The sequence below is a fragment of the Phyllobacterium sp. RCAM01083 genome, from assembly GCF_055685835.1.
On sequence record NZ_JBVFZN010000005.1, the window covers coordinates 1,737,352 to 1,749,142 of the forward strand.

General features: G+C 59.8%; 12 protein-coding genes. 4 read left to right on the plus strand and 8 right to left on the minus strand.

The genetic code is table 11. The annotated features are described in order from the left end of the window. Positions 1–32: 32 nt before the first annotated feature. The 5 genes from acpS to rpoZ form a co-directional block, all read right to left on the minus strand. The gene (gene acpS / locus ACZ25R_RS15335) at positions 33–437 is read right to left on the minus strand and encodes a holo-ACP synthase (protein WP_223611301.1); all 405 of its coding nucleotides are present in this window, start codon (positions 435–437) and stop codon (positions 33–35) included. Next, the gene (locus ACZ25R_RS15340; protein ID WP_464659715.1) at positions 434–994 is read right to left on the minus strand and encodes a DUF2062 domain-containing protein; all 561 of its coding nucleotides are present in this window, start codon (positions 992–994) and stop codon (positions 434–436) included. Before ACZ25R_RS15340 ends, acpS begins: the two co-directional genes overlap by 4 nt. A 72-nt stretch (positions 995–1,066) precedes the next feature. After that, positions 1,067–1,645 carry an orotate phosphoribosyltransferase gene (gene pyrE / locus ACZ25R_RS15345; protein WP_223611303.1) on the minus strand — a complete coding sequence of 193 codons (579 nt, stop codon included), beginning with the start codon at positions 1,643–1,645 and terminating at the stop codon, positions 1,067–1,069. A 10-nt stretch (positions 1,646–1,655) separates the two neighbouring features. After that, entirely contained in the window at positions 1,656–3,878 is a 2,223-nt protein-coding gene (locus tag ACZ25R_RS15350) for a RelA/SpoT family protein (protein WP_472461445.1), read from the minus strand. 152 nt (positions 3,879–4,030) lie between these two features. After that, a complete protein-coding gene (gene rpoZ, locus ACZ25R_RS15355) occupies positions 4,031–4,435 on the minus strand; it encodes a DNA-directed RNA polymerase subunit omega (RefSeq protein WP_223611305.1) in 405 nt (134 codons plus the stop codon). Between the two features lie 297 nt (positions 4,436–4,732). Here rpoZ and ACZ25R_RS15360 point away from each other — a divergent pair, with 297 nt between their 5' ends. Then, positions 4,733–5,305: a LabA-like NYN domain-containing protein gene (locus ACZ25R_RS15360; protein ID WP_223611306.1), complete on the plus strand. Its 573-nt coding sequence runs from the start codon at positions 4,733–4,735 to the stop codon at positions 5,303–5,305. Positions 5,306–5,384: 79 nt separating this feature from the next. Continuing rightward, on the plus strand, positions 5,385–6,041 hold the full coding sequence (locus ACZ25R_RS15365; protein ID WP_464659712.1) for a uracil-DNA glycosylase: 657 nt from the start codon (positions 5,385–5,387) through the stop codon (positions 6,039–6,041). Positions 6,042–6,245: 204 nt separating this feature from the next. Here the strand turns inward: ACZ25R_RS15365 and smpB are convergent, their stop codons facing one another. Together smpB and dapA are read right to left on the minus strand one after the other, a co-directional pair. Then, on the minus strand, positions 6,246–6,734 hold the full coding sequence (gene smpB / locus ACZ25R_RS15370; protein WP_105735936.1) for an SsrA-binding protein SmpB: 489 nt from the start codon (positions 6,732–6,734) through the stop codon (positions 6,246–6,248). Between the two features lie 176 nt (positions 6,735–6,910). Then, the gene (gene dapA / locus ACZ25R_RS15375; protein WP_223611308.1) at positions 6,911–7,792 is read right to left on the minus strand and encodes a 4-hydroxy-tetrahydrodipicolinate synthase; all 882 of its coding nucleotides are present in this window, start codon (positions 7,790–7,792) and stop codon (positions 6,911–6,913) included. A gap of 265 nt (positions 7,793–8,057) precedes the next feature. Between dapA and ACZ25R_RS15380 the strand changes: the two genes are divergently transcribed. Further along, the gene (locus tag ACZ25R_RS15380; RefSeq protein WP_472461446.1) at positions 8,058–10,154 is read left to right on the plus strand and encodes a lytic transglycosylase domain-containing protein; all 2,097 of its coding nucleotides are present in this window, start codon (positions 8,058–8,060) and stop codon (positions 10,152–10,154) included. An 89-nt stretch (positions 10,155–10,243) separates the two neighbouring features. Further along, positions 10,244–11,077, plus strand: coding sequence for an alpha/beta fold hydrolase (locus tag ACZ25R_RS15385; RefSeq protein ID WP_472462496.1), 834 nt, complete (start codon positions 10,244–10,246; stop codon positions 11,075–11,077). Here ACZ25R_RS15385 and ACZ25R_RS15390 read toward each other — a convergent pair. After that, positions 11,074–11,739, minus strand: a complete 666-nt coding sequence (locus ACZ25R_RS15390; RefSeq protein WP_472461447.1) for a hypothetical protein — start codon at positions 11,737–11,739, stop codon at positions 11,074–11,076. The two genes, ACZ25R_RS15385 and ACZ25R_RS15390, sit on opposite strands and share 4 nt — an antisense overlap. Positions 11,740–11,791 lie beyond the last annotated feature (52 nt).

An 11,791-nucleotide genomic window follows, 5' to 3' on the forward strand; every position in this document is an offset into this window, starting at 1 on the left:
ACATAGCTCTGCTCAATGGCGTTTGATTGCGGCTATTCCACGATTTTCAACGCTTCGATAATCACGAATGCTTGCGCAAGCGGAAAATCGTCGGTGATCGTCACGTGGATGTGCGCGGTATGTCCGGCGGGCAGAATCGCCTCAAGCCGACGGGCGGCACCATTGGTCAGCCGCATCGTCGGCGCGCCGCTCGGAAGGTTGATCACCCCCATGTCGCGCCAGAAAACACCTTCGGACAGTCCCGTCCCGAGCGCCTTGGCGCAGGCCTCCTTGGCCGCAAAACGCTTGGCATAGGAGGCGGCGCGCAGCTTGCGCCGTTCGGAGCGGGCCTGCTCGACCGGCGTGTAGACACGATCGATGAAGCGCTGGCCATGCCGCTCCAATGTCTTTTCAATCCGTCTTATATCAATCAGGTCACTGCCGATCCCGATGATCATGAGGGTTCGGCCACCTTTTCCAGCGCATAACCGGCCTTGCGGCGGTGCTGGAAGCTGGCAACGATCCAACGGGTCGGGAAATAGACCACCAGGGCGGCGATGAAACCGAGGGGTATCGCGCCGATCAGCATCGGCTTGACGATCGGGCCCCACAATTCGGCGAAATCCAGATGCCGCAGCATATGGCCGAGATGATGCGGGAAAGGCTCGTCGCTGGGACCGCCGCTCAGGATGAACCGTCCGGCCTCCAGCGTCGCGCCCCAGATAAACGGCAGGAACAGCGGATTGCCGAGCGTCGTGCCAAGGATGGCGGCGGCAATGTTGCCGCCGATGATCCAGGCTATCGCCAGCGCCACGGCGATATGCACACCGAGAATGGGAATGAACGAGGAAAAAATGCCGGCGGCAAGCCCTGCCGCAATAGCGTGCGGGGTCGCCCGCAGCCGCAAGACGCGCTTGCCGAAATAGCGCAGCGACCGGCCGACCGAGCGGCGCGGCCACAACGCAGTACGCATCCGTTCACGGAAGCCCGGTTTGATACGCCGTTTGAAGAGCATTGGTATTCAAGTCCCTCGACGCCGGAGCCAGCGAGTGCGCAACTGGCTCAAGCGCTCACGTCTTTTGGTTAATCAAATATTACGACTACCAGGCTTAACGGGCGGAATTGCGGCAAGCTCAGGCGGTAATTGGTCCGCAGGATAGGCCGGGACTTCATATTCCGCCAGTGCAATCAGCGGCACGCCGACATCTGTCTTGCCGGCGGAGCGATCGATAATGCAGGCAGCAGCCAGAACCTCGGCGCCCAGTTCCTGCAAGGTGGTGACCGTCTCGCGGATCGACAAGCCCGTCGACACGATATCTTCGACGATGACGACGCGCGCACCTTTGGCAATTTCAAAGCGGCGCAGGCGGAACACACCGTTCTCGCGTTCGACCCAGATGGCCGGGACGCCGAGATGGCGCGATGTTTCATAGGCCGGGATGATGCCGCCAATGGCTGGTCCCACCACGTAGTCGATCGGGCCAAGACCGGCATTCCTGATCTTGTCGGCCAGCGCACGGCACACGCGCTCGGTCTTGTCCGCATGCATGAACACGCGGGCCTTTTGCAGGAATGTCGGGCTGCGCAAGCCCGATGTCAGGATAAAGTGCCCTTCCAGCACTGCCCCTGCTTCGCGAAATACCTGCAGAACTTCATCCGTATTCATGTGTGCCCCTCTATCCGTTCACGCGCTGTGCGTCGCTGACGCACTTGCTTTCCTTGAGTTTCGACAGGATCCGGTTGAGATGTTTCAGATCCCAGACCTCCAGGTCGACGATCATCTGCGTAAAGTCAGGCGCCGTGCGGACCATGGAGAGATTGTGAATGTTGGTTTCGTTCGCCGCAATGATCTCGGCGATTTCTGCCAACGAACCCGGCGCATTGATCGCCGAAATGTTGATGCGGGCCGGGAAGCGGTCGCGCCTGCTCTCGTCGATATCCCAGCGCACGTCGATCCAGCGCTCCGGCTGGTCGTCATAGGCCATCAGCGCCGATGACTGGATCGGGTAGATGGTCATGCCCGCACCGGGCTGCAGAATGCCGACGATGCGGTCGCCCGGCACCGCGCCTTCCGGCGAGAAGTGCACGGGCATGTCGGGGCTTGCCCCGCGGATCGGCAGGGCATGCGGGCCGCCCGGCTCCCATCCCGTCGCGCCGTCGCTGCCTTCCGGCATCTTGAAGATCATGCCCGACGTGTTGCGGAAATTGACCCAGCCTTCCTCGCGTTCGCTCTGCGTCGGCTTGGGCTTGGAGTCCTGATACTCCGGATAGACCGCCTTCATGACATCGGAGGACGGCAGTTCCCCGCGGCCGACCGCCGCCAGAACATCGTCGATCTCCTTGCGCGCCAGGCGCGGCAGGCCCTTCTTCAGTTCATCGCGCGAGTAGACTTTCCCGGCCCGCTCGAAAGCCCGCTCGAGAATCTGCGTGCCGAGGCCGGAATACTGCTTGCGCACCGCAATGCGCGTGGCACGGCGGATGGCAGCGCGCGCCTTGCCGGTGACGACCACCGATTCCCAGGCCGCCGGCGGTGTCTGCGCCTTGGATCGGATGATCTCGACCTCATCGCCATTATGCAATTCGGTCATCAGCGGCATGATGCGGCCATTGACCTTGGCGCCGACGCAGCTGTCGCCGATATTGGTGTGCACCGCATAGGCGAAATCGATCGGCGTTGCCCCGCGCGGCAGGGCGATGAGCCGACCCTTCGGCGTGAAGCAGAAAACCTGGTCCTGAAACAGCTCCAGCTTGGTGTGTTCGAGAAACTCTTCCGGATTGTCGCCTTCCGCCAGGGCTTCGATGGTCTGGCGCAACCACGCATAGGCGTTGGTTTCCGTCGAAATGACATGCGGGTTCTGCGCGCTGCCGCGATCCTTGTAGATCGAGTGGGCGGCCACGCCGTATTCGGCAATGTCGTTCATTTCGCGGGTGCGGATCTGCAGTTCGACACGCTGACGTGACGGGCCGACGATGGTGGTGTGGATCGAACGGTAATCGTTCTGCTTGGGCGTCGAGATATAATCCTTGAAGCGGCCCGGCACCATCGACCACGTGGTATGGATGATGCCAAGCGCATTGTAGCAATCGGCGACGGTATCGACGACGACGCGGAAGCCGAAGATATCGGAGAGCTGTTCGAAGGAGAGCCCCTTGCTTTCCATCTTGCGGAACACCGACCAGGCCTTCTTCTGCCGGCTTTTGACACTGGCCTTGATGCCGCGCTTTTCGAACAGGCTGGAAAGATCGGTTTCGATCTGCGTCAGCGTGCTGCGGTTCTTTTCCATCAGCTCGGCGAGCCGGTTGGTCACGGCATTGAAAGCTTCGGGATTGATGTAGCGGAAGGCCAGGCCTTCCAGTTCCTCGCGCATATCCTGCATACCCATGCGCCCGGCGAGCGGCGCATAGATATCCATGGTTTCCTCGGAAATGCGCAAACGCTTGTCCGGCGGCACGTGATGCAGCGTGCGCATATTGTGCAGGCGGTCGGCGAGCTTGACCAGCAGCACCCGCACATCGTCGGAAATGGCGAGAAGCAGCTTGCGCAGGTTTTCCGCCTGCACGGCCTTTTTCGAGACGAGGTCCAGCTTTTTCAGCTTGGTCAGGCCTTCGACGAGTTTGCCAATGTCGGGCCCGAACAGCGTGTCGATTTCCTGCCGGGTCGCCGAGGTATCCTCGATGGTGTCATGCAGCAGGGCAATGGCGATCGTCGCCTCGTCCAGATGCATGTCGGTGAGGATCGCGGCCACTTCGAGCGGATGGGAAAAATACGGATCGCCCGATGCACGTTTCTGGTGACCATGCTTCTGCATGGCATAGACATAGGCTTTGTTGAGAAGCGCCTCATTGACGTCAGGCTTGTAACGCTGAACACGCTCGACAAGCTCATACTGACGCATCATGGACGGAAGCCTCCAAACCCAAAACTCTAAATTATCGAGCGATATATGGTAATTGCGTTACCAAGACGCAAAAATAATGCGCCGCAGAAAGACTGCGACGCATCACGATAGCCTGAACCGGCAATCAGTCGCGCTGAAAGCGCGACATTTGATTAATAGTCGTCGCTTTTTTCCGGAGCTACCAGACCTTCGATACCGGCCAGCAATTCCTCTTCCGACATGCTGTCGAAGGAAACATTGTCGTCTGCTTCGATCTCGGCAATCTCGTTGCCTTCGCTGTCGCCGGAGGTGACCTGCGGTACCACAGCAACGGCTTCCGGCTCGTCGACTTCCACATGCTTCTGCAGCGAATGGATCAGATCTTCCTTGAGGTCGCCCGGCGAAAGCGTTTCCTCTGCGATTTCGCGCAGGGCAACAACCGGATTCTTATCATTGTCGCGATCGATGGTGATCGCTGCACCCTGTGAAATCAGGCGCGCGCGGTGACTGGCGAGCAAAACCAGTTCAAACCGGTTTTCGACCTTGTCAACGCAATCTTCAACAGTGACGCGGGCCATGAGCTGCCCCTTTCATTTTTAACTGAATTAGCGGATTAAGCGGGACATAACGCGGTTACACGGAAAAAACAAGCAAAAGCCGTCAGCAGGTTCAACGCAGGCTGTTTAACAGTAAAAAACAATCACCATATATTGAGCGGCTCCATCCAAAATTCGGACAAATTTTCCGCCCAGCTATTGGCTTTTCACCGAACCCGACGTAGTAAATATGCTACTTTCGTATAAGATCAGATCGAGCTTTATTACCTTCTAGCTGATTTGAAATTGAAGCTCACCTTTTTGAAATGGAACCTTATTATGTTTGATCCACGTGAAAAGATCGTTTTGTTTATCGATGGTGCAAATCTCTACGCGGCCTCAAAGGTACTGGGATTTGATATTGACTATCGCAAACTTCTTACAGCTTTCCAGAAAAGAGGCTATTTGCTTCGCGCGTATTACTATACAGCGCTTGTAGAAGATCAGGAATACTCATCGATACGCCCATTGATCGATTGGCTGGATTACAACGGATATAAGGTTGTTACGAAACCCGCAAAAGAATTTACCGATTCTGCCGGCCGCCGTAAGATCAAGGGCAATATGGACATTGAACTTGCTGTCGATGCCATGCAGTTGACGGACACGGTGGACCATTTTGTTATCTTCTCCGGCGATGGCGATTTCCGTTCCCTGGTGGAAGCCTTGCAGCGCAAGGGCCGCAAGGTCAGCGTGGTCTCGACACTTTCGACCCAGCCGCCAATGATATCGGACGAACTGCGCCGTCAGGCGGATCATTTCATCGACCTGACATCGCTGCGCACCGAAATCGGCCGCGAGGCATCCGAGCGCGCACCGCGCCGCGTCGAAGAAGAACAGGTCGATTACTAATAATCGCTTATTGATATTTGTGGAAAGATTCGGAAATGCCGCATGGAAAACCATGCGGCATTGTGCTTTTTAGCGCCCTATGAGTGTCGAACCTTCCCCCGATTGCCCGATCTGCCCGCGACTGCATGACTTCATCGCCGGATGGCGCGTGAAAGAACCGGCGTGGCACAACGCGCCGGTCCCGGCCTTCCTGCCTGCGGGTGGGATTGAGTCGGTCCAGCTGCTCATTATCGGGCTCGCACCCGGCCTGCGCGGCGCCAACAGGACGGGCCGCCCGTTCACCGGCGACTATGCGGGGGATTTGCTTTACGGCACGCTGGCAGAATTCGGCTTTTCCCGCGGCACATTCGCCGCCCGGCCGGATGACGGCCTGGAACTGCTCGATGCGGCAATCGTCAACGCCGTTCGCTGTGTTCCGCCGGAAAACAAACCGGTCGGCGGCGAGATCAACAATTGCCGGCGGTTTCTGACGCCGACCATTCAGCAGTTCCGCAACCTGCGCGCCATCGTGACCCTTGGCACCATCGCGCACCAGTCGACGATACGGTCGCTGAAGCAGCCGGTGGCGAAATTTCCGTTCAGCCATGGCGGACAGTCCGACATCGGCGATATCCGTATTTTTTCGAGCTATCATTGTTCGCGCTACAACACGAACACCGGACGCCTGACCGAACCCATGTTCAAGAGCGTCTTTGCCGCCGTGCGCGCCCATCTGGACACCGTGGCTGCAAGGTAACACGCTGATTATCTCTCCCCTTGCGGGAGAGAAAGGATTTTCTTGGATTTAGCCCCTTTGCTAAATCCTTAGAAAATCCAAGAGAGGGGGAATAGCAATTTCTGCCAAATCCCCTCTCTGGCGATTTCCAGCACTTAGCAAGAGCTAAGATGCTGAAATCGCTTTCTCCCCCGCAAGGGGGGAGGTAAGCGTCGGCACTTACTTTCAGCCGCGGTCGCGCAGCAGCCGTGACTTCTCACGGTTCCAGTCGCGCTGCTTTTCCGTCTCGCGCTTGTCGTGCAGTTTCTTGCCGCGGGCAACGGCAAGTTCGAGCTTCGCCCTGCCCTGATCGTTGAAATAGAGTTTCAGCGGCACGACGGTCATGCCTTCGCGGTCCACCGATTGCGCCAGCCGTGCCATTTCACGCTTGCTGACCAGCAGCTTGCGGTGGCGGCGCGGCGCGTGGTTGAAGCGGTTGGCCTGCAGATATTCCGGAATATAGGAATTGATCAGCCAGAACTCGCCGTTCTCGAGGCTCGCATAGCTTTCGGCAATGTTGGACTGGTTGTTGCGCAGGGATTTGACTTCCGTGCCCTGCAACACAATGCCAGCCTCCATCGTGTCGAGAATCTCGAAATTGAAGCGCGCTCTGCGGTTCTCGGCAATGACCTTGCGAACCGTAATGGGTTTTTTGGCAGCTTTGGGCTTGTTCATGAGGCCTATATAATGCTTTGCAAGTAGGTCGTACACTCACAAATCTGGTCGAAATGGCGCCTGAAACGGCAAGAAGATGCGAGGAGAGGCGCGAAGGGCGGGGTCTTTCCCCCGGCCGAGCGGCTCGATACTGCAGCTTGCAGCCGTTTCGGCGTCCGGAGGATATGGCTCAATTGTCAGTTGATCAAACCCGCATGTTTCATCGCCTGATCGATACGTTCGGCGGTAGCCGCTTCAATCGGGACGAGCGGGGAACGCACCGAATTGTTCATCTTGCCGAGCTTGGCCAGGGCATATTTCGGGCCTGTCGGGTTTGGTTCGATAAACAGCGCCTTGTGCAGCGGCATCAGGCGGTCCTGAATGGCGAGCGCCGCGGTGAAGTCGCCCCGCAGGGTCGCGGCCTGGAACTCGGCACACAGGCGCGGCGCGACGTTCGAGGTGACGGAGATGCAGCCGACACCGCCATGGGCGTTGAAGCCGAGCGCCGTCGCGTCCTCGCCGGACAGCTGGATGAAATCCAGACCGCAGGTGATGCGCTGTTCCGAAACACGCTCGATCTTGCCTGTCGCATCCTTCACGCCGGCAATGTTCTTGAAGTCATGCGCCAGCTGGCCCATCGTCTCCGGGGTCATGTCGATGATCGAACGGCCGGGAATGTTGTAGATGATGATCGGCAGCGAGACGGATTCGGCCACGGCCTTGTAATGGGCATAGAGGCCGCGCTGGTTCGGCTTGTTGTAATAGGGCGTGACGACGAGAATCGCGTCTGCCCCGGCCTTTTCCGCATGCTGCGCCAGCTCGATGGCTTCGCGTGTGTTGTTGGAGCCCGCACCGGCAATTACCGGCACCTTGCCCTTGGCTTCCTCAATGCAGACTTCGACCACGCGCTTGTGCTCGGCATGGGACAACGTCGGCGACTCGCCCGTCGTTCCGACAGGCACGAAACCATTGGTGCCCTCGGCGAGCTGCCAGGCCAGGAATGCGCGAAAGGCTTTCTCGTCAAACGATCCGTTTTGGTCGAATGGCGTGACGAGAGCGGTGATTGAGCCTTTCAGCATGGTGAACTCCAAGAAAACAACGTTAGATCAAGGCCGGGCCAGCATGGCGCCAACCAGGAGGTGGCGCACCATAGTCGTGCAACCTTCGCCGGGCAAGATGATTTCCTTGATGAAAAACAGCAATACAATTGATGTTTTGCGTAGAACCAACGGACCATGCTAACCTTTCGTTAAGATTGCCTTCACACGTCCGCCACTATTATCTGATCCAACAGTTCTGGATCCGGGGCTGCGCGTGATCCTTTCGATTAAATTGGTTGCCTGAATGCTGAGAACTTCTGTTTTGCGTCATGTTCTTCTCGCGTCATCGCTGCTGGTGACGACGGCGTCGTTTGCGCAAAATTCAACGCCGCCCATCCCAACTCTCAAACCGTTTGCCCCTACCCAGACACGGACCAGCCCCGCGGCGCAGATCATGGCCAAGCCCGATCCGGTGACCACGGCGGGTATCGCCCAGCCGTCGAAACCGTCGGCCATTGCAGGCAGCCTCAAAAGCGGCCTCGATGCCCTGTCGGGCGGCGACGTGCAGCAGGCTCTCGGCATCCGCAACGGACTGCCGGCCGACGCGCTGGACCGTCATATCCTGACCTGGGCCATCGGCCTGTCGAACGCGCCGGGTGTTCCCAGCTCGGAAATCGCCCATGCGGCAGCGGAACTGCCGGGCTGGCCTGGCATGGCGACCTTCCGCAACAATTCGGAACGGGCGCTGTTCAAGGAGAACCCGCCGGCGGCAACGGTGATCAATGCCTTTGGCGGCACCCCGCCGCAGACGGCCGAAGGCACCATCATCCTGGCCCGCGCCTTTGTCGCCACCGGCAACACCGCCCGTGCCCGTCAGGTGCTCGGCCCCTTCTGGCGCACCAAGAAGCTGGACGATGCGCAGGAAACGGCGATCCTGAAGGAATTTGCGCAGGTCATTCCGCGCGAGGACCATCTGGTGCGCATGCTGACCATGCTTTACGAAGGCAAGGCAAAATCCGCCGGCCGCGTCGCCAAGCTTGCCAATGCCGACATACTCTATCAGGCCTTTGCCGCGGTTCTGCAGAAATCACCGGATGCGGCGCAGAAACTGGCGGCTGTCACCGGCTCCTGGCAGTCCAACCCCGCCTACATCTTTGCCAAGGCGCAGTATCTGCGCCGCCAGGAACGCTTCAAGGAAGCGGCCGATGTGCTGGCCACCGCGCCGCGCGATGCGGCATCGCTGATTGACCCGGACGCCTGGTGGGTGGAACGGCGCGTGCTGTCGCGTGAGCTGCTGGATATCGGCGATGCCACGCGCGCCTACAAGATCGCGGCCATGCACAGCGCCGAAACCCCGTCCGTCGCCGCCGAGGCGGAATTCCATGCGGGCTGGTATGCCCTGCGGGCGCTCAAGGACCCGCAGACGGCGCAGCGCCATTTCGCCCGCATCGCCGAGATTTCGTCGCGGCCGATGTCCGCCTCGCGCGCCTATTACTGGCTGGGCCGTTCCGCCGAAGCGGGCACGGGCGGCAATGCGCGTGACTATTACAGCCGTGCGGCGCGTTTCGGCACGACATTCTATGGCCAGCTGGCCGCCGCCAAGCTCGGACAGGCGAGCCTGCAACTGCCCTATCCGCGCCCGAGCGATGCGGATCGCGCCCGTTTTGCCCAGCGCGAAGCCGTGCGCGCCATCCAGCGCCTGGAAGATACCGGCTATGCGCAGCGCGCCGCCATTCTGTACGCCAGCCTGAGCCAGGAACTCGACAGTCCCGGCGAACTGGCATTGCTGGCGGTCATGGCGGAACGCACGAGCAATCACTTCGTCGCCCTGCGTGTCGGCAAGATTGCGGCGCAGCGCGGCATCGACGTCGGCGCCCTGTCGCATCCCATCGGCGCCATCCCCGGCAATGCCAATATTTCCGGTTCCGGGGCTGCCCTTGCCTATGCCATCGCCCGGCAGGAGAGCGAGTTCAACGCCAGCGCTGTTTCCAGCGCGGGCGCGCGCGGCCTGCTGCAGTTGCTGCCCGGCACAGCCAAGGACGTCGCCAAGCGCGCCGGAATTTCCTATTCCAAGGACCGGCTTACCGGCGATGCCGCCTATAACGCCACCCTGGGTGCACGGTTCCTCGGCGAACAGATCGCCAAATTCGATGGTTCCTACGTCCTGACCTTTGCCGGATACAATGCCGGGCCCAACCGCGCCAATGAGTGGGTTTCGCGCTACGGCGATCCGCGCGGCAAATCCGTCGACGAGGTCGTCGACTGGATCGAGCGCATTCCCTACACGGAAACCCGCAATTACGTGCAGCGCGTCATGGAGAACTACGAGGTCTACAAATCGCGGCTCTATGGCAAGGCCCAGATCGAGAGCGATCTGACCGCCGGTCGGCTGCAGCGTTAGCCGGACCCTACACTCAACAACAGGATTGCGGATTGGCCGATTTATTGCGCGACATTCATTTCGACGCCCCCGATGGCCTGCATCTCCATATGAGGCTTTACCAGCCCGAGCACAAAAGCGACAACCTGCCGGTCGTCTGCCTGCCCGGGTTGACCCGCAACAGCCGCGACTTTCACGATCTCGCATTGTCCTTGTCGCAGCACCCGCAGACGCCGCGCCCGGTAGTCAGCGTCGATTACCGCGGACGCGGATTGTCGGCCTATGATCCGGACTGGTCGCACTACAATATCGGAATGGAAGCAGGCGATGTCATCGCCGGTCTTGCCCATCTGCAGATCGACCGGGCGATTTTCCTCGGCACATCCCGCGGCGGGCTGATCACGCATATTCTGGCAGCCATCGCACCGCAGCTTCTCGCCGGCGTCATTCTTAATGATATCGGGCCGGAAATAACAGTCGAAGGCCTGCAGCAGATCAGTGCCTATCTCAATGGCGCGCGCCAGCCCAGCGACTGGAATGACGCGGCAGAGTTGCAGCGGTCAGTGCACGGAGCAGCCTTCCCTGCCCTGACCCAGGACGACTGGCAGCGTTTTGCCCGGATGATCTACCGCGAAGACAACGGTGTGATCCGCCCGGATTACGACCCCAATCTCCGCAAGACGATGGAGAACATCGACTATTCGCAAAAACTGCCGGATCTGTGGGCCCAGTTCGAACTGATGAAAGACCTGCCGCTGCTGCTGATCCGGGGTGAAAACACCACTTTGCTGGCGCAGGAAACCGTTGACGAGATGGCGCGGCGGCATAGCGCGCTGCAGGTGTTCAACGTTGCGGGTCAGGGCCATGCGCCGCTGCTGGAGACAGGCCGCATGCCCGAGCTGATCGCCGCGTTTTGCGCAGGCGTTGATTTGCGCGCGGACTAGCCGCTCTTTGCCGGCTTCTTGGGTGCCGCCTTGGGCTTGGCCTTGGCCGCAGCCTTTGCCTTGGCGGGGACGTCCCCTGCCTGCCTGATCATATCGGCAGCCTGCTTCATCCAGCCTTCGCGATGGGCACGGCCGGGGAAGCCAATCGCACGGCTCACCCACGCAGCCTGATCCACATCCCAACCCGCAATCTGGTCGAAGTGAAACACGCCGAGCGTATGAAGCTCCGACTGGATCACGGTGCCGATCCCCTCGATGTCCGACAGGCGATCCGGCTTGCCCCGCCGTGCGTTTTTCAACAGCGCGGGGCGGTGCGTGTCGTCTTGAGATACCCTGACCGCCCGGCTGCCTGCAGTCTTTGCCGCGGTCTTTTGGGCCGGAGCCTTCGTCTTTGATCGCGCGGCCACGGGGGATGCCATCGCCGGGACCGGCTCGGCCGGCGGCACCATTGCCGGACCGGACAGCGGCTTGCTCACATCGTCATTGGCAGGCGTGACCGGCATATGCGTTGCGGCGGCGAGACGGGCATCAGCGGCGCGCGTCGACTCCTGAGAAACAGAATCGGTTTTCGGAGAGAACCTTTTGAAAAGATGACCCAAAATGGCGCCGATAATGAACGCGGCTGAAATGAGCAAAAGCGCCTGAAGAAGAAAAATGACCACAGCTCGTTACCCCAGTTTCAACACAGATCAGTTGCGCTTGCCGCCCTGGGTC